We start from the raw sequence: 17,427 nt of genomic DNA, 5'->3' as shown, positions 1-17,427 counted from the left end.
TATCAGAAAGCGCGGACTTACCAGCTCTTTCTACGGTATTCCGAAGTCGGGTACTCCGTAGAACGGTCACCATACGACTCGTTGGGCAAATAGGCTGCGCTCATGGCCATCGGGGCACCAGCGGCGGCACCGGTGTAAAGCATGGCCGGAGCACCGGCAGCGGCAAAGCCGTTAGCCATAGCAGGGTATTGCTGGGCCTGGGGCATTTGCGGCACCTGCTGTTGGGCTAGTGCGGCTTTTTTCTCGGCAGCTTCGGCGCGGCGGGCCAGGGCGTTGCGCTCGGCACGGGCGGCAGCGGCCTGGCGCTCGGCGCGGGCGGCACGGTTAGCGGCAGCTACGCGGGCAGCCTCGGCGGCCTGGGCTTTGCGCTTGTTTTGCACGTTGCGGCCGATCATGTAGCCCGTGCCGGCACCGGCGGCGGCACCTACTGCACCACCTACCACGCGGTTGCGCTTATGGATGATGGCACCGGCAGCTGCGCCACCTAGGCCACCAATGATGGCACCTTTAGCCTGGGGGCTAACGGGCTTGCGGTCTTGTGCCTGGGCTTGGCCTGCGAAAAGCGCGGTTACCAACAGCACCAGGGTCATGATATAGCTCAGGGTTTTCATGGCTTCGTAAAGTTTAGTGGATTGCTTTACAACTACATCCGTCGTTTGCAAGCACCGTGCCATAACGCGAAAATGGCTTGGCGGGTTAAGCTCGGGCTTGGCGGTTGGTGCCTCAGCTGCTGGCGTCCAACCCAACGAGCGGCAAGGCTAAGTGGCGTTTCCAGGTAGCCCGTCGTTGTTGCAAGGGTATTTCCGAAAACCGTGCCAATTCGGGTTGGCCCGCCCAGGCACCGCTACCAAATTCCGGCCTGATGCAGGCGCGGCCAGGCGCCGTGCCCTAGGTTGTACTGCGCTGTTTGGGAACAGGGCAGCAGGCGCTTGCACCCTCCGCGGCGTTATTCAGTAGTTACGATGGGGTAACCGTAGTAATACGTAGGTTTTAGCGGGTAACTATTTGGGAATCAGGAGTGGCGTGGGTTGCGGTTACGTAGCAGCTGAACAGCAGAACCGGAAACTCGGCCTTAACGCCGGGGCCAATGCGGGGGTATGGTTTTGCTACGCCCCACCGCAAGGGGCCGCCGTTACCACTACCAAAACCCTACAACCTTATGTTCTACCACGATAGAGAACTGCAGTACAAAGTGCGCGTTGATAAGCCCAACCCCGTATTTGCCCGCATGCTGCAGCAGGCCATTGGCGGCATCGAAGGCGAAATTCGGGTGTGCTTGCAGTACCTGTTTCAGGGCTGGGGCTCGCGCGGACCGCAGAAGTACCGCAACATGCTGCTCGAAACCGGCACCGAGGAAATTGCGCACATCGAGATGCTGGCTACGGCCGTAGCCCTCAACCTCGAAGGTGCCCCGATGAGCGTGCAGGATGAATTTGCCAAGGACAAAGTGGTAGGCGCCGTGCTGGGCGGTATGGACCCCCGCCACATCCTCTCCTCGGGCCTGTCGGCTATGGCTGTCGATGCCAATGGGGTGCCCTTTAACGGCTCGTGGGTGGTGGGCAGCGGCAACCTCGCGGCCGATATGCACGCCAACGTAATGGCCGAGGCCACCGGCCGCGTGCTGGCCACGCGCCTGTGGGAAGCCACCGACGACCCCGGCATGAAAGACATGCTGGCCTTTCTGATTGCCCGCGACACCATGCACCAAAACCAGTGGATGGCCGTGCTCGAGGAAATTGGCGGGCTGACTGGGGCGCACCCCATCCCGAACAGCTTCCCGCAAAGCGAGGAAAACCAGAACTTCAACTACTCCTTCGTCAGCACCTACATCGGCAACGATACTACGGAGGGCGGCCGCTGGACGGAAGGCCCCTCCATCGATGGCAAAGGCGAATTCCGCGTCGAGAAAGCGCAGCCCCTGGGCGGTATTCCGCAACTGGCCCCGCCCGACCCGCGCGGCCACGCCCAAACCGAGCAGATGACCGCCCTGGATGCCGTAATGGGCACCGTAGCCGATAAAGTAAAAGGCAAGCTGAGCGGCAGCGGCAAAGGCGGCTGATAGCAGTTGCCGCGGGTAGCAAACTCCGGGCTCACAAAACGCCCTGCCGCAGCACCAACGGGTGCTGCGGCAGGGCGTTTTGTGCTCAGTGACCTAGGGGCGCGTAACCCAAGCTGAACCGTTGCGTAGAACAAAGGGCCCGAATTCCGCCCGTGCATGCTGCTCGCTTCGCCTACCCCTCTTGTCGACATTTCTTACCGGCCCGATCTGCACATTGTGGTGGTGCGCTGGCTGGGCGTAACCACCGACGAAGAAACCCGGCAGGTGTACCGCTCGCTGGGCCAGCTGCCCGAACCGCAATGCCGGTTTTGGCTGCTCGATGCGCGCCGGAGGCCCAGCTCCAGCCCGTTGGTTACCAGCTGGATTTTTGATGTGCTGGCCCCGCAACTGGCGCAGCGCCTGGGCGGGCCCGTTTACCTGAGCTACCTTATTTCGCCCAGCCATTTGGCGGCGGCCGAAAGCTTTCAGCAAGAAAGCGGCGCTACCCTAGGTTCGCGGTTGCCGTACCGCCTCAACTATGCCAGCCAAGAGGGCGACGCTACCGACTGGCTGCTGCAGGCCCAGCAAACCGAAGCCGCTGGCGCCGCCCAATCCATTTCCGATCCGGTGCCGGCCATCAGCTAGCCCTAGGTGCCGGGCTACAACCGCTCCACCAGCACCTGCACATCGGTGTTGCGGCCGTGGTCGTCGGCGCACGAAATCTTAAGCACTCCGCTGCCGGGCCTAATGAACACGGCCTCGGTGGGCGCAGCGGCCCGCACAAACTGGTCGTTGGCGTACCAGTACACCTGGCGCACATCGTTGGCGGCGGCGCAGCGCAACTGCAGCTGCTGCGAATCGCGGCCATCGAGCACGTACTCGGCGTTGGGCGTAGGCGAAAGGATGCGCGGTGCCAGTTGCGGGCCGTCGTCGGAGCGCACGAGGGTGCAGGCCGGGTTATGCGGCGGCCGAATGGCGTGCGGCAACCCGTTGGCGGCTTTAAAGGCCAGCACTTCGGGCGTGAAGTTGGGGTACAGCTCGCGGCGGTAACCCACGGCGGGCAAGCAGGCGCGGCAGTAGCTCACATCAGCCGTCGGCGATACAAACACCTCTTGCTGATGCTCGCAGCGGCGCGTATCGGAGATGCCGGGCAGGTAGTAATCCATTACCTGATCGGGGCAGTGCGCGCCCGGCACCTGGCCCGTAACCGCGCACACCAACCGAAAATCGAGGCCGGCGGGCGGTACAAACCACTCGCCGCCGTCGTTGTAGCTGATGGCGTTGAACAAATCGAAAAGCAGCGGCGTGGCCACATCGGTGCCGGTAAGGGCCGGGGCGCCTTGCCCCGTAAAGTTGCCCACCCACACGCCAATGGTGTAGTGCCGGTTGTAGCCGATGCTCCAGGCGTCGCGGCGGCCGTAGCTGGTGCCGGTTTTCCAGGCGATGCGCGGCAAACGCAATGAGTTTTGGTAGCCCACCGGCAAATCGGGCCGCACCAACTGCGACAGGATATCAGTAACCAAATAGGCCGAAGCCTCCGATACGAGTTGCGTAGGCCGGGCTACCGGTGCATCGGCCGTAAAGCGCAGCGGGGCGTAGCGGCCCTGGTTGGCCAAGGCGGCGTACAAGCCCACCAGTTCTTCGAGCGAAGCGCCGCAGCCGCCCAAAATGGTGCTCAGCCCCAGTTGCGGCGCCTGCCGCGCCACTGTTCGGAACCCTGCCCGGCGCAGCTGCTGCGTAAAGGTGCCCACGCCCACTTGCTGCAGCACGTGCACGGCCGGGATGTTGAGCGAATGACCTAGGGCGCGCTCCAGCGTAACCTCCCCGTTGCAGCGTTTATCGAAGTTTTCGGGCCGAAAGCCGGCAAAGTTGGTGGGCACATCGGGCAGCACGCGCTTGGGCGTAACGTGCCCTAAGTCAGCAGCCACGGCGTAGAGAAAAGGCTTAAGCGTACTGCCCGGCGAGCGTACCGCCCGGATGCCATCAACCTGCCCTTGGCCGAGCACATCGCCGAAATCGGCCGAGCCCACGTAGGCCTCCACGGCGCGGGTGCGGTTGTTTACCACCAGCACCGCCGCTTGTGTAATGCCAAGTGGGGCAAGGCGGCGCACGTAGTGGCGCGTCAGCTCTTCGGCTTTGGCTTGCTTGGCTCGCACCAACGTGGCTTGCAAACCGGCTTTGGAGCCGGCAAAAGTGCCCGCCTTCTGTAGCCCGGCCTGCACCAACCGCCGCGCGAGGTGCGGAGCCAGCCGCGGTGCTGGTTGGCGCTGCGCCAGCAGGGGCTCCTGCAAGGCATTCTCCACATCCTTGGCCGGGAAAACGCCCGCGGCACCTAGGCGGCGCAGCCAGCGGTTGCGGGCCTGCAGCAGCCGGGCGTTGTACCGGCCCGGCGCCAACCCGGTGGGGTTGTTGGGTACGATGGTGAGCGTGACGGTTTGGGCCAGCGAGAGGTAGTGCGGGGGCTGCCCGTAGTACAGCAGCGCCGCCGATTTCACGCCCTCCACGTTGGAGCCGTAGGGCACCAGGTTGAGGTACAGTTGCAGGATTTCGTCTTTGGAAAAATGCGCTTCCAGCTGCACAGCGCGCAGCATTTCGAGCAGCTTGTTGCCCACGGTGCGCTCCTTGGGCTCGAGCATGCGCGCCACCTGCATGGTAATGGTGCTGGCGCCGGTGCGGCGCCCGGCACCTAGGGCATTGCGCCCGGCCGCTTGCAGCAGGGCTACTGGGTTGATGCCCGGGTGGTAGTAAAACCACCGGTCCTCTTTGGCAACAATGGCCTTGCGCAGGGTGGGCGTGATGTCGTGCAACTCGGCCGCCATGCGCCACTTTTGGTCGGGCGATAAGTAGGCGTGCAGTACCGAGCCATCGGCAGCCATTACCACGGGCGAGTAGGGCGGGGGCGGGGGCAGCGGAAATAGCCAGTTCAGCCCCAATGCTACCACGAAAACACCCAGTAGCGCCAGCAGCGGCCGGCGCAAGCGGCGCAACACGGTGGCAAATGGGCGAGGCATGGGAGAGGGAGCGAAGAAGTTGCTGGCTAGCGAACTGTAGCGCGGGCTTGGCTACGCCGACCTTCGGTTTAGCCCGCGTTTGCGTGCCCGACCAATACCTGTCGATTTCGTTCAGGTAAACGTGGGCTGCAGCACGGCCATCAAGGTAACCGACCTAGGCTACACCTCAAAGGCAGGCATGCGCCACCGCTTGCCCATCAGCTTACGCAAGGTGCGTTGCCAGCCGGCAAGGTTGCGGTAGGCTAGCTCGGAGCGGTGTACTTCGGGCAGGTTCAGGGCATCGAGGCGGCGCAGCAGCTCCTCGTGGCTTGCGCCTGCGTATTTCTCGAACAAGGCCACCAGGGTCGGGCGCACGCCTTTCAGGTTCCAGTAGTGGAGCACGTAGGGCGCGGCTTCCTGCACGGGGCCGGCCAGGGGCAGCCGCACGCTAAAGGCCAGTTGCTCCATCAGGTGCTTGCGGTACACGGCGTAAAATTGCTCGGCCAGCTCGCGCACGTCGTGCAGGAGCGGCAAATCGTGGCTGCTCAGGCCCACGGCGCCGGAATTGAGCATCACGGTTTCGGGCGTAATCTGCACGGGCGTATTGCCGAAGCGGTAGGGGTGCCCCGTCAGGTTGCGGTACACCTTGCGGTTGAGCGCATCGCCGTAGCCCAGGCGGCCTTCGGTAGCGTGCAAAAACCGCTGCCCCTGGCCAATCTGGCTGAACAGCGGGGTGGGGTCCTGCTGCCAAATGGTGTCGGTATCGATGAGCAGCAAGTTGCCGGGGTAGTGCACGGCGGCATGCTCGAGCACCCCAATTTTTACCATGTACACCATATCGGCCTTGCCGCGCCACGCTTGCCACTCCTCGGCCGATACGGCGGGATAGTGAACATCGGGCCGCGGGCCCAGCACTTGCCGGAACGCCGCGGCATCGTCGGTGTAGATGAGTACCTGCGCGGGCGGCTGCGGTGCTACGCGGAAGTAGGAAAGCACGCTGTACAATGCCTCGCAGCGCAACGCGGCCGGGCCTTGGGCCAGGTAAATCAGGTAGTTCATCAAAAGCAAAGATATACGCCCGGCTGTAGCGCTGAGCGGTGCTCGGTGCTGGCGCGGCACGCGCCAATGCGGTACCGGGCAGCTCCTGGCGCAAAAACGGCTTACTGGCGGCAAACTGGCGCGAGGCAAACTGGCGCGCGTCTTAGCGCGCAGCGCGCGACTCGTGCCTAATCATGGAGGGGAGTCTCTGACTCCCGTGCCGTGAACGATGCCGCCTAGGTGCCGGTGGCTTTTGAAAGGGCAGGCACCTCACGCGGGCAAGCCGTGCCCTAGGTGCCGTGCAACGCCCGGGAGTCTGGAGACTCCCCTCCATGCTGCGGCACGAGTCGCGCGCTGCGCGCTAAGACTCGCGCCAGTATGCTTGCTCACGTCAGTATGTCCTTGCGCCGCGGACACGGCTCAGCGCTACGGCACCGTTACATCGAGCACAAAGTCGCGTTTGGGCGGGGCTTCGTTGTTGGTACCGTCGCGGTACAGGAAGCGAATGGTGGTTTGGCCGGGGCTGAGCGCCTGAAAGTTGAAGGTGACATCCTGCGGCGTACCGGGCTTGGGCTTTTTCTTCGTTTTCTTCTGCTCCTGTTCGGTTTGGGTGCTGATGAGCTTCACTACCTCGTTGGCGGCGGGCATCACCTCCCAACGGTAGCTCGAACCGGCGGTGGTGCCCAGCTTTATGCTGAGCTGGTCGCCCTTGTTCACCGTCACGCGGCTGTGGTTGCCGTACTCCGTGATGTTCACGTTTTTGGCGACGCCCGGCTGGTTGATGGTAAGGTATACATGGAAGTAGCTGCCCACCGGCGAGTACCCGGTGCCGGGCAGCGCCGCCACCAGTATCAGATCGAGCCCGCCCGAGCCGATGGCCTGAAAGTGCATTTCGTGCGTGGCCGGCGCGCCCGGTACGCCGCTGCTCACGCCCGGCAGAATTTGGTTGCTAACCGGCGTAAGCTGGCCGGGGTAGTTTTGGGCCAGGCGCCAACCGTAGCGTGGCGCCGCCGTGGGCAGCCGCACAATCAGTCGGTCGCCCACGGTAAGCTGCACTTCCTTGCCGTTGTCGGCGGCCGTGATGGTGGTAATGGCACTTTGCGCCTGCGCACCTAGGGCTATGAGGAAAAGGGCAAATACAAGGTTTAGTCGGGCGAAAACGGTGGAGCGACGCTGCATAGCTAAGGGGTTGGAATGCGCGGATTGTACGCGCCAGCCGCCTTGTTCGCTATTGTTGAGGTAAGGCTAGATGCTTTCCTGTTGTGTTGCGCAAAAAGCACCTGGAGTTTAAGTCGGTGCTAGGGTTAAAAGCTAGTTCCCCTCCTCAGATGAGGAGGGGCTAGGGGTGGTTGACCATTACGCCTGAACAGCCTCTAGAACTAGTTCTAATTCTAGCCCTTCAACCACCCCTAGCCCCTCCTCATCTGAGGAGGGGAACTAGCCCTTAGCCCTTAGCTCTTAGCGCTAGCTATAAGTTCGGCCCGCTACCGTACCCGCACCACGCCAGCGCCGGCATACGAGTGGTATTCGGCATTGTACATGGCATCAGCGCTTACGGGGCCTAGCTTGAACGTGCCTTTTGATACGGCCCGCGCCAGGTAGTAGAACGACTTGGGCTGTGGGGTAGCCGTGGTGAACAGGTTGATGCGGTCGTCGCGCACGTCGAGGTAGTCGGGCGTGGCGGCGTCGGTGGCCCAGGTAAGCTCGCGCACGGCACCGATGCGCGGGTTCTCGATTTCGAGGCCGGCGGGCAGCAGGTCGGTAATGGCTACGTTGGGCACCGCGCCGGCGTAGTTGGCGGCTTGCAGGGTGATTTTCACCACCACCAGGTCGTTCTGCCGGAACTCAGCCCGACCTAGGGGCTGGCCGGTGCGGTCGAGGAACTGGCGGCGTACTTGCAGGTACTGGTCTTCTTCGCGCACTTGGCCGGTGAGCGAAATGCCTTCCAGCGTCCAGAAGTAGTACAGCGGCCCCGTGCCGGCCGTTTGCAGGCTGAGGCGGCGGTTGGCTACGTTATTCACGGTGAGGTTCTGCGGGCCTTTGTACTGTCCCAGCACCTTGCCGCCAGCTTCTGCGAGCGTGGCCGTTACGGTGCTGTTCTTGTTCTGATGCGCCACCTTACCTAGGGCCAGCAGCGCAAAGGCGCGCTCCTGGGTGCTCAGCCAACCTGCCCCTTTTACCAAGCGCGAAAGCTGCCGCGACATGCTCGTGACGAGCGGGTTTTCGGGGTCGGCTTCGATGAGGGTGTTCAGCGCCAGCCCTAGGTCGCGCACGGGCGAGTAGAACGAGCCATCGAGGGCGCGGCGGGCGGCGGGCTCTGAGAAGGAGCGGGGTAGCAGGTCGCGGAAGCCTTGAGTTTGGCCCGACAGCGCGCTGGTGCTGGCCAGCACAAAGCGCGAATCCTGCGCGAGCAGGCGCTGGTTGGCGCGGTAGTAGTTCAGCGCCACCGGGTCGGGCTTGCCGGCCAGGGCCAGAACGTAGAGCGAGTAGGCAATTTCCTTTTTGGCAATAGTCTTCTCGCGGGCTACGTTGTTGGCGTCGAGGTACTGGTAGGGTTCGGTTTCGCGCTTTTTGGTGCGGTACTGCAGGTAGCGCAGCGTCTTGTCCAGAATGCCCTGGTTCACGGCGAAACCGGCGCGCTTGGCTTCGAGCAGGAAGTGGGCGGCGTAGGCTGTGGTCCACCAGTTGTCGTAGTCGCCGCCGGGCCAGTAGCTCAACGAACCGTTGTAGAGCTGCTGCGCCTCAATCTTGCGGATGGCCTCCTGCACGTGGTAGTTGGGGTTGTAGCGCTGCGCCTTGCCCGCCTGACCTAGGGCCGCGGCCAAATCGGGGTAGTACAGCTGCGGGAAAGCAGCCGATACCGTTTGCTCCAGGCAGCCGTAGGGGTACTGCAGCAGGTAGCGCAGGTCTTTGCTGAACTCCGTCATGGGCGAGCGGCTCAGCACCAATTGGCTGCGCTGGGCAGTCGGCAGGAAATCGGTGCGCAAATCCAGCGGCTGCGTTTTGCCACCCTGCACAACGCCCGAACCGGTACGCATCTGCAGCGGCGAGGCGGGGCGGATGGGTAGCTCTATGGTTTCAGAGAGCCTTGATGGGTAAACAGCCGGGCCACCAGTAACCGGCATCTTATCGAAGGTTTCCACCTGCACCTTCACCGTGCTGCTACCGATGCTCTTTCCTACTAATCGATATGTAATCCGTGATTCTTTACTCGGTTCAAGCTTGAACTGGAGCAACGAAGCAGCACTTGTGTCTGATGCTAGTCTTCCTCTAATTGCATACCTAGGGTCTGACTCATCAGCACTAGGTATTTTAGCTAGGTGATTAGAAGCCGAAATCTTAACAACACCTGTAAGTGGCTTCCCCGTCGTATTCGTCAGCGTCACCGGCACGTCAATCGTGTCGCCAGGGCTGAGGAAGCGGGGTAGGGCGGTGCTGATAACCACCGGGTCGGCTACGCGCATGGTGTGCTCGGCCGAGCCGAACGCGTCGCCTTTGTAGGCCACGGCCATCAGGCGCAGCGCCCCGCTAAACTGCGGCACGCGCACCCGCACCTGCACGCGGCCGTTGGCATCGGCGCGCTTTACGCCGCTCCAGCGGGCCACCAGCTGCACGCGCCGCGAGGGTACGGGCGTGGTGCGGCGGGCGAGGTCGTAACCGTCGCCGCCGGTGCTGCTGGTGCCTAGCTCGGGCAGCAGGAAGGGGTACACATCGTGGGCCGATACTTCGAGGGCGCGCTTCTGGTAGAAGTAGCCGAAGGGGTCGGGCGTGCGGTAGTTCTTCATCTGCAAAATGCCCTCGTCCACCACGGCCAGCGTTACGGCCGCGTTGGGCTTGGTTTGCACCTCCACCGTCTGCCAGGTTTGGGAGCGGCTTTGCGCCACGGCCTTAATGGCCACGGGCAGGCGCGAGTCGGGCTTCTCCACCGTCAGCGGCACAAAGCCGCGAGCCACGGTCAGCGGAATCTTGGAGTCAGCAGAAATAGGCCGAATGGCCGTGGCCGTAACGTACACGTTGGGCACGTGGCCGGCGCGGATGGGCACCGTTACGCGCGCCGATTTCTCGTCGGTATCCACGTAAAAATGCTCCAGCACGCGGTTGCGCTCCACCGTTACGAGCACGCGGCCCGCAAAGGGCGTTTTGAGCAGCAACGTGGCTTTGTCGCCGGGCTGGTACTTGGGCTTGTCGGCCTCAATCTGCACCTGCCCCTCGTTGCTTACCTCGAAGGCGTTGCTCTGCGTGTCGCCGTAGCCGTACGCGTAGAAGCGACTGGCTACGTAGGTGGCAGCGCCGGGCCGCGACACGCGCACTTCGTACTCGCCCGAGTAGGTAGGCGTAAACGATACGGCTGCCGTGGGCTGGGCCTGCACGGTGGTGGTCAGCACGGTTTGCTCGCGGCGCTGCGAGTTGTAGGTATAGCGGCCGCCCTGGCGCTCCAGCACGGTTTCCCAGAGCATGCGCACTACGCGCACCTGCGCCGTTTGGGTAGCAGGTGCGCCCTGCGGCGTAAGCGCCACCACCCGAATGGGCACCGCTTGGCGGGTGCTCAGCAGCTCAGGTAGCTGCTGCACCCCGAACATCACGGCCTGGGTGCGCACCTCAAAGGTGGCGAGGCGGTTTACGGGCCGGCCGGTTTCGTCGAATACGGTGGCAAAGGCGGTGCCTTCGAGCGTGCCTAGGTCGCGGTACTCAGGCACCTGGTATTCGGCCGTGCCGCGGCCCTGCTCGTTGGTGCGGCCTTCGCGCACGGCTTTCTCAAACCGCTCGTTCAGCGCCGATTCCGACTCAGGCTCCTCGCCGCCGTACTGGTTGCGCCGCTCCACGCCGCTCCGAATGCTGAAGTTGTAATCGGCGTATTCTTTGGGCTCGAAGGCCTTTTGCTTGAGCGAAAACTCTACCTCAAACTTGCGGTCGGTAGCGGGCGGGCCGAATAGGTTCTGGGCCAGCACCGCGGCGCGGACCGTTTGGCCGGGCTGCACCACCTTGGGCGCCGCCGTTACGGTTACTTTCAGGCGGTCGGGGATAAACTCCTCCACGCTGATTTTGCGCGAGGTGAGCAGCACGTCGTTGCCGGTGAGCACCTCCAAGGTGTAGAGGCCCGTCATTACGGAAGGCGGCACGATGAATTGCGCCTCAAACGAGCCATCTTCCTTGCTCAGGGTGCGGCGGTAGCTGGCGTACTCCTTGCCGGTGGGCAGCAGCAGCCTGATTTTCATGGGCACGGCGCCGGGCACGCGCCAGTCGTCGGTACGCACCACGGTGTTGGTGCGGATGGTGTCGCCGGGGCGGTACAGGTCACGGTCGCCGTACAGGAAAGCCTGAAAGCGGGCCGCGTTGCTTTGCAGGCCGCCTACGTCGTAGCGCGAGGTTTCGACGCGGGCGCGCTCGAGCTGCAGAAAGGTGAAATCCTGGCCGCTCTGCACCATCACCATATCCAGCCGGAAGCGGCTGCCCGCGGTGCTGTCGCTCTGCCCCAGCATGGCCACGCCGTTGGCGTTGGTTTGGCCCGTGAACATGGTTTGGTTGTTCTGGCTGATGAAGCGCACCGAGGCACCGCCCACCGGCTTGGCCGTGCGCAGCGAATTCACGAACACCACGGCGCCGCCGCTGCCGTTGCGCTTCACCACCACGCCTAGGTCCGACACGGCCACCAGCTTCGAAACCTGCAGCCACTGCCGTTCGGTATCCTGCACGCGCACCACGTATAGTCCCTTCAGCTGATTGCCGAACTCCAGCTCGTCGAGCGAGAGGTGCAGCAGGCGCAGCGAGCCGGCTTTGGGCAGGGCCTTGGTGGTGTAGGTGCGCTCGGTGAGCAGGTTGCCGAAGTCCTCGGTGTTGTAGTAGCGGTAGCTGCGGTCTATCCACTCGCCGTTTTCGTCCTGACTTTCTTCGCCTTCCTCGCCGGCGTCGTAGCCGTACTGCTCGCCCGAGCGCAGCAGCTCCCGGATGTTGTTGGCGTACACCTTGTAGATGCTCACCTTCACGCGCTCCACCTCGTTGAGGCGCAGCCCTAGGTTGCGCAAACCCTGTGCGCCCAGGTACATGGCCTTTTCGCCGTTGGCAAAGCTGATGCTTGGGCGCTCGTCGCCAAACGACACGGCCTGGCTGAACGGCTCGGCCAAATGCCCACCTAGGGTGCCGTAGGCGCCGGGGCCTACGCTCACGGTGTAGGTTTTGCCTACCTCGAAGCCACCGCGCAGCACAAAGCCGCTTTCCAGCGCTTCTACCCCAAAGGGCACGGCGGGCTGCACGCGCACCACCGCCTGCGCCTGCTCAGCCGATATGGGTTGGTCGGTGAGCACCGTCACCACCGGTTCGCCGTTGAGCAAGGAGCCCGTCAGTTCGCGCACCTGCAGCTGCTGCGGATCGGGCACGGTGCCCGAGGCATCGAGGGCGCGACTGGTGCCTTTGCCGCCGCCCACGGGCTTCAGGCCAGGTTCCACGTGGAGCTGAACAGTACTGCCCGGCGCTACCGTTTGCGTGGGCCGGATGCCCACTACGCGGTCGGGCTCGGCCGATACCACCTCGAAGGGTACCTGCTGGCCGCCTACTGTCAGGCGCAGGTGCTGGCGCAGGTCGGCGGGGCGCACGGCGTAGTTGAATACCGCATTCAGGCGCACGGCCGGCTCGCTGCTGTTGGGCGAGGCTGTCCAGAACACCTGCGGCTCGCTCATCTGCAGGTAAGGCGTATGGAACTGCGTGCGGCTCAGCTTCGGCGGTTTCTGCTGCTTGTCGCTGGGCAGGGCCTGCGGCCGCAGCTCGGCACGGAACGCAGTGCTCGGCCGGAACGGCTCGGCCGGCGAAAACACCAGCTCCCGCTCCGAGGTCCACTTAAACTTGCCCCGCACCGCCGGCTCGAAACGCACTACCTGCGCGGTGTCCCAGCGGTTCAGCTGGGTTTCCTTTGCAACCGGCTCTTCGAAATTGAAAACCAAGTTTTCGTATGGGTCGATTTCCTCACCGTCGGCGGAGGCATTGGCGGTTTGCTCGTCGGTGCCGGGTTTGGAGCACGCACACAGCAAAGCCAGCAGCACCAGCAGCGGCAGGCGGAGCAGTCGGGAGGTAGTCATGAAGGGTAGGGAGGAGGGGTGGCGGCAGCGCGAAAGGTATAGAAAAACGCTAATGGATAGGAGTTAGTGTGGATGCAGGCCCTCTAAGCAAGGGTTAACAGGTTTGCTCTTGTCGTTACCAAAGCGCGAGAGATAGAGCATGTGTTCAACACTAGGCCAAACCGGCTTGTAGTGGTGAATATGCTTAGGCAATTTTAACTGAGGTTAGGTGTGCCTGAACTGGAACCCCTGGTTTAATGGCTATTGCAGTAGAAATATATTGCCTGTTTTGCAATGTGGTTTGTTATTGGGGCTGTGTGCCTGTGCTATTAGGCAGTATTGAATAACAAGTGAAATATAAAACCCAAGATATTGATGAGATAAAACCTATTTTATCGAAAAATAGAAAGCCGCAGCATGTCTCTATTATAATAATGATCGAAATAATGTAGAGTAAGTATTTTGCATTGCTGCTATCGTTCACTGATCGTGCTAGCAAAAGCATGCCAATAGCGCCAAGCAGAATTGAGATGATCGATCTTGCCGCAGTTAATGCTAGTCCTTGGTTTGTTTCTGTGCTGTAAGGTATCAGCCCTAATGAAGCATATAGCAAGCAACTTGCTTCGAGTAAAAAGAAGGCAAGCCTTCCTGCTGCCGTCCGGTCTTTTAGCATCCGTAAAAAGAAAAACAATGAAAGACCAATAAGTAAATAATTTGCGGTTGCTATAAACCATCCATGTCTTAAGCCAGCTATATTAAGCAGCGCTGTGCTAAGAGTGTCCATCTGGGGAATGATGGAAGGTGAGAGCAGCATGAATATAAACACTGATATCAGGTGTAGGGGAAGGACTAAACGAGATAGTAGGGTGACCAAATTTGTACCGATTAACGAAGAGGTATCCATGCGTTTTTAAAAGAACTTTCGTATGCCGCTGCGGGAAGAACAACTAGAATAGTGAAGGTACACATCTGCCCTGCATCTTTGCTGCCGATGACCACCATCCTCACCATCCCCGGCCTGGGCAGCCCCGGCCCGCAACACTGGCAGAACCAGTGGGAGGAGCACTACCACTACCAACGCGTAGAGCAGCAGGAGTGGGACCGGCCCGTGTGCGACGATTGGGTCCAAACACTGGAAGCCGCCGTAGCTGCCACCGGCCCCAGGGTAGTGCTGGTGGCGCACTGGGCCCGGCAAACCCGCCTTCCGCTGGTCGGCGCCTTGCTGGTAGCTCCTGCCGATGCCGAGCGCCCCGACTTCCCGCCCGAGCCGCAAGGCTTTGCACCCGTGCCGCTGCAGCGGCTACGTGCGGGAGTTGCGCTATTTTGCCAAACCCGAACCGCCCCCAACTTAAAGCGGCAGTGCGGCGGGCTTGCTCTACTGTCTCTCCACCACAACCAAACCCATATGTCCGCTTTCTACTTCCGGCGCAGCCTGCAGCTGGCTGGTGCCGCTGCTATGCTGCTATCTGCCTGCAACCAGGCACCCAAAACCGCCGCGGCCGAAACCTCAACCGTTACTTCTTCGCCGGCCTATCAGGAAGCCAACGCGTTGTTCGAGAAGCACGCCTACGCCGAGGCCTTGCCCAAGCTGTACAAGCTGGCGCAGGAAAACCCCGCCGATGCCGAGCTGCACTACAAAATCGGCGTGGCGGAGGCCAACCAGAAGGAGTACGCCAACTCGAGCGCCAGCTTCCGGAGGGCCCTGCGCCACGGCTACGACAAAGTGGCCGTGATGCGCAACATCGGCATCAATTACATCTGGACGCAGCGCCTCGACTCGGCCAAGCACTACCTGCGCGCGGCCCAAACGCTGGCCCCGAACGACGCCAAAACCCAGAAAGCCTTTACCATCCTCAACAACGAGGAAAAGCAGCGTTGGGCCAACAAGCTTGATAGCGTGAAAGCCAGCCTGCCCGCCAAATTATAACCAGCCCGGAATGCTCCGATGGAAAATCCGGAGGTGATATAAATACGAAAAGATTCGTAAAATAAATTGCTTGTAACCAGTTATTTGGTGCAGCGGTAGGAGTGGTGCAGCGTCATTCCGGCATGAAAACGCACCGCCTGATACTCGTAATTAATGCCGGGGCGTTGGTGGGGGCGGCGCCGCTTCGGGGGGCTGCTCAGCCGACGCCCAAGGCACAGCAGTTTGCCAGCAGCACCGTAGTGCTGACCTCTGGCGACACCCTCCGCGGCCCGCTCACGCTGCACTTCGACCGCGACCTGCTGCTGCTCGACCTGCCCGATGGGCGGGTGCGCACCATACCCGCCGGCGAGGTGCGCGCCTTTGCCGTGCGTGGCGACGGGCAGCCTGCCGAAGCCGCCACGCCGGGCATGCAAACCCGGCCCCTGCGCAACGGCCGGGGCGGGCAGCCATGGTTTGGTTACAACCGGGCCCGCCTGTTTTTGGTGCACCGCTGGAACCGCGAGCAGCCCAAGGCTACGCTTGCCTGCCCGGCGTTTTTCGAGCTGATGAGCGGCGGGCCCATTACACTTTACCGGCGCTGCAGCCTGGTGCTGCGGCGGGCGCCCTGGGCCGGGGCCACATTCCAGAACGCGGCAGGTTTTTCCGGCCGGCAGCCGCTGACGGATCATTACTACGCCCCAGCCGAAAAATATTTCCTGGGCACGCCCGATGGGCAGATAATGCGGCTGCACCATCCCAAGCGCGATGTACTGGCGTATTTTGCCCGCGAGGCCAGTGCCATAGCCGCGTACGCCCGCCGGCACCACCTGCGCTTTACCGATGCCCGCCAGCTGGCCCTCCTCGTGGATTACGCCAACTCGCTGCGGCCCAACTGGCCGGCCTCGCCCCCGGTGGCCCGCAGGCAAACGGCCGCACCTGCGCCCGCCACGCAAACCCAGCCCTAGCGTGCTGGCCCTGGGTGCCTGAGCGTAGTAGCCCGCCTGCCACCTAGGGCTAGGCGCTGAGGCGCCGGGTTTTGGGCGATTTGGGACGCAGCAAATCGCGGGTAGAAAGGCCCAGCAAAGCGTACAGGGGGCTAAAACCGCTGAGGCCCGTGAATAACAAACCCACCGAGAGCGTGGCCAGCAAGGCGAGCATATCGGCGCTTTGCCCTTCCAGAAACAGCTCGGTGCCCAGCATCAGAGCAAACAGCAAACGAATCAGACGATCGGGGAGGCCTAGGTTGCGACGCATGGCTGAGGCAGTTAGGAGGAAGGTGCTAATAAGTAACACCCGATAAAGGCCAATTTGCAATGACTTTCATCATAAAATTTGCCAGCGTGCAAGTCCGTTGGTATAGTTCAGTTTATGGCTGCGGGGGCTGCGCGGCCCGGTGCCAGCCGGGTGCTTAGCGGGCTGGTTGTACCTTCCGGCCATGCTTTCGCACCAACACGAAGTATTTCTGGAAGTAGCCCGCCGCCTTAGCTTCACCAAAGCAAGCCAAAGCCTGTTCATCAGCCAGTCGGCCGTGAGCAAGCAGGTGAAGGCCCTGGAAGAGCACTACAAAACGGGCTTGTTTGAGCGGCTGGGCAATGCCGTGGCGCTTACGGCCGCCGGCCAGCTGCTCTACCAAAAACTACTGCAGGTGCAGCAGCTGCAAACCGAGCTGCACCAGGAAATGGCCGCCCTGAGCCCGCGCTTTACGCCCGACATCCGGATGGTAATCGGGGCTAGCACCACCATTTCGCTGTATGTGCTGCCGCCGGTGCTGTCGGCGTACCTGGGGCACCACCCGCACGTGCAGCTCACGCTCAAAAACCGCAACAGCGAAAACATCCTCAAGGCCCTGCTCGAGCACGAAATCGACCTGGGCGTAATCGAGGGCATCCACCGCGTGAGCAACGTTACGTACACGCCCCTGCTCTCCGACGACGTGGTGGCCGTGTGCTCGGCCAAAAATCCGCTGCAGGGCCGCACGCTGGAGCTTACCGACCTCTACCACGTGCCGCTGGCCCTGCGCGAGCCGGGCTCGGGCACCTTGGCCGTAGTGGAGCAGGCCTTGCTGGCCCAGCGCATTCGGCTGGCCGATTTGCGCGTGAAAGTGCGCCTGGGCGGCACCGAGGCCCTCAAAAACTTTGTGCGCGTCGACCCGAGCGTGCTGGCCTTTTTGCCGCGGCAGGCCGTAGTGAAGGAGCTGGCCGCCGGCGAGCTGGCCGAGGTGAAGATTGATGATTTGCAGCTGCGCCGGCACTTCGAGTTTGTGCAGCGCCGGGGCACCGAAAACAACGCTCCGTTCAAGGATTTCATGCAGTTTGCCTTGCGGTATTATTCGAAACCGGAATAACCCATGCGAAAATACCATGCCTGCCAGGCATAACCAGGGCAGGGGTTGGCCGCGTTCTTTGG

General features: G+C 62.2%; 12 protein-coding genes. 5 read left to right on the top strand and 7 right to left on the bottom strand.

Features of this window, described 5'->3' with window-relative positions:
- Nucleotides 1–17 precede the first annotated feature (17 nt).
- Nucleotides 18–611, bottom strand: coding sequence for a YMGG-like glycine zipper-containing protein (locus OIS50_RS10800; protein ID WP_264690651.1), 594 nt, complete (start codon nt 609–611; stop codon nt 18–20).
- A gap of 548 nt (nt 612–1,159) precedes the next feature.
- Here OIS50_RS10800 and OIS50_RS10795 point away from each other — a divergent pair.
- A complete protein-coding gene (locus OIS50_RS10795) occupies nt 1,160–2,059 on the top strand; it encodes a manganese catalase (protein WP_264690650.1) in 900 nt (299 codons plus the stop codon).
- A 156-nt stretch (nt 2,060–2,215) separates the two neighbouring features.
- Nucleotides 2,216–2,683: a hypothetical protein gene (locus OIS50_RS10790; protein ID WP_264690649.1), complete on the top strand. Its 468-nt coding sequence runs from the start codon at nt 2,216–2,218 to the stop codon at nt 2,681–2,683.
- Between the two features lie 14 nt (nt 2,684–2,697).
- Here the strand turns inward: OIS50_RS10790 and pbpC are convergent, their stop codons facing one another.
- The 5 genes from pbpC to OIS50_RS10765 form a co-directional block, all read right to left on the bottom strand.
- Nucleotides 2,698–5,049, bottom strand: coding sequence for a penicillin-binding protein 1C (gene pbpC, locus OIS50_RS10785; RefSeq protein ID WP_264690648.1), 2,352 nt, complete (start codon nt 5,047–5,049; stop codon nt 2,698–2,700).
- Between the two features lie 159 nt (nt 5,050–5,208).
- The gene (locus OIS50_RS10780; protein WP_264690647.1) at nt 5,209–6,087 is read right to left on the bottom strand and encodes a hypothetical protein; all 879 of its coding nucleotides are present in this window, start codon (nt 6,085–6,087) and stop codon (nt 5,209–5,211) included.
- A gap of 405 nt (nt 6,088–6,492) precedes the next feature.
- The gene (locus OIS50_RS10775; RefSeq protein ID WP_264690646.1) at nt 6,493–7,245 is read right to left on the bottom strand and encodes a protease inhibitor I42 family protein; all 753 of its coding nucleotides are present in this window, start codon (nt 7,243–7,245) and stop codon (nt 6,493–6,495) included.
- Nucleotides 7,246–7,550: 305 nt separating this feature from the next.
- Entirely contained in the window at nt 7,551–13,136 is a 5,586-nt protein-coding gene (locus OIS50_RS10770) for an alpha-2-macroglobulin family protein (RefSeq protein WP_264690645.1), read from the bottom strand.
- Nucleotides 13,137–13,419: 283 nt separating this feature from the next.
- On the bottom strand, nt 13,420–13,899 hold the full coding sequence (locus OIS50_RS10765) for a hypothetical protein (protein ID WP_264690644.1): 480 nt from the start codon (nt 13,897–13,899) through the stop codon (nt 13,420–13,422).
- A 207-nt stretch (nt 13,900–14,106) separates the two neighbouring features.
- Between OIS50_RS10765 and OIS50_RS10760 the strand changes: the two genes are divergently transcribed.
- Nucleotides 14,107–15,042: an alpha/beta hydrolase gene (locus OIS50_RS10760; RefSeq protein ID WP_264690643.1), complete on the top strand. Its 936-nt coding sequence runs from the start codon at nt 14,107–14,109 to the stop codon at nt 15,040–15,042.
- A 122-nt stretch (nt 15,043–15,164) separates the two neighbouring features.
- The gene (locus tag OIS50_RS10755; RefSeq protein ID WP_264690642.1) at nt 15,165–15,986 is read left to right on the top strand and encodes a hypothetical protein; all 822 of its coding nucleotides are present in this window, start codon (nt 15,165–15,167) and stop codon (nt 15,984–15,986) included.
- A 49-nt stretch (nt 15,987–16,035) separates the two neighbouring features.
- Here OIS50_RS10755 and OIS50_RS10750 read toward each other — a convergent pair whose 3' ends face one another.
- Entirely contained in the window at nt 16,036–16,275 is a 240-nt protein-coding gene (locus OIS50_RS10750) for a YgaP family membrane protein (RefSeq protein ID WP_264690641.1), read from the bottom strand.
- Nucleotides 16,276–16,456: 181 nt separating this feature from the next.
- Between OIS50_RS10750 and OIS50_RS10745 the strand changes: the two genes are divergently transcribed.
- Nucleotides 16,457–17,365, top strand: coding sequence for a LysR family transcriptional regulator (locus tag OIS50_RS10745; RefSeq protein WP_264690640.1), 909 nt, complete (start codon nt 16,457–16,459; stop codon nt 17,363–17,365).
- Nucleotides 17,366–17,427: the final 62 nt, after the last annotated feature.

The organism is Hymenobacter sp. YIM 151858-1 (genome assembly GCF_025979705.1).
GTDB lineage: Bacteria > Bacteroidota > Bacteroidia > Cytophagales > Hymenobacteraceae > Solirubrum.
Note: the sequence above shows the minus strand (reverse complement) of the source record. Positions and strands in the feature narration are given on the sequence as shown.

What these genes read in the sequence shown, in the direction of transcription:
- OIS50_RS10780 (WP_264690647.1), bottom strand. Translation starts at nt 6,087, where the DNA reads ATGAACTACCTGATTTACCTGGCCCAAGGCCCGGCCGCGTTGCGCTGC.
- pbpC (WP_264690648.1), bottom strand. Translation starts at nt 5,049, where the DNA reads ATGCCTCGCCCATTTGCCACCGTGTTGCGCCGCTTGCGCCGGCCGCTG.
- OIS50_RS10745 (WP_264690640.1), top strand. Translation starts at nt 16,457, where the DNA reads ATGCTTTCGCACCAACACGAAGTATTTCTGGAAGTAGCCCGCCGCCTT.
- OIS50_RS10790 (WP_264690649.1), top strand. Translation starts at nt 2,216, where the DNA reads ATGCTGCTCGCTTCGCCTACCCCTCTTGTCGACATTTCTTACCGGCCC.
- OIS50_RS10760 (WP_264690643.1), top strand. Translation starts at nt 14,107, where the DNA reads ATGACCACCATCCTCACCATCCCCGGCCTGGGCAGCCCCGGCCCGCAA.
- OIS50_RS10770 (WP_264690645.1), bottom strand. Translation starts at nt 13,136, where the DNA reads ATGACTACCTCCCGACTGCTCCGCCTGCCGCTGCTGGTGCTGCTGGCT.
- OIS50_RS10800 (WP_264690651.1), bottom strand. Translation starts at nt 611, where the DNA reads ATGAAAACCCTGAGCTATATCATGACCCTGGTGCTGTTGGTAACCGCG.
- OIS50_RS10795 (WP_264690650.1), top strand. Translation starts at nt 1,160, where the DNA reads ATGTTCTACCACGATAGAGAACTGCAGTACAAAGTGCGCGTTGATAAG.
- OIS50_RS10750 (WP_264690641.1), bottom strand. Translation starts at nt 16,275, where the DNA reads ATGCGTCGCAACCTAGGCCTCCCCGATCGTCTGATTCGTTTGCTGTTT.
- OIS50_RS10765 (WP_264690644.1), bottom strand. Translation starts at nt 13,899, where the DNA reads ATGGACACTCTTAGCACAGCGCTGCTTAATATAGCTGGCTTAAGACAT.
- OIS50_RS10775 (WP_264690646.1), bottom strand. Translation starts at nt 7,245, where the DNA reads ATGCAGCGTCGCTCCACCGTTTTCGCCCGACTAAACCTTGTATTTGCC.
- OIS50_RS10755 (WP_264690642.1), top strand. Translation starts at nt 15,165, where the DNA reads ATGAAAACGCACCGCCTGATACTCGTAATTAATGCCGGGGCGTTGGTG.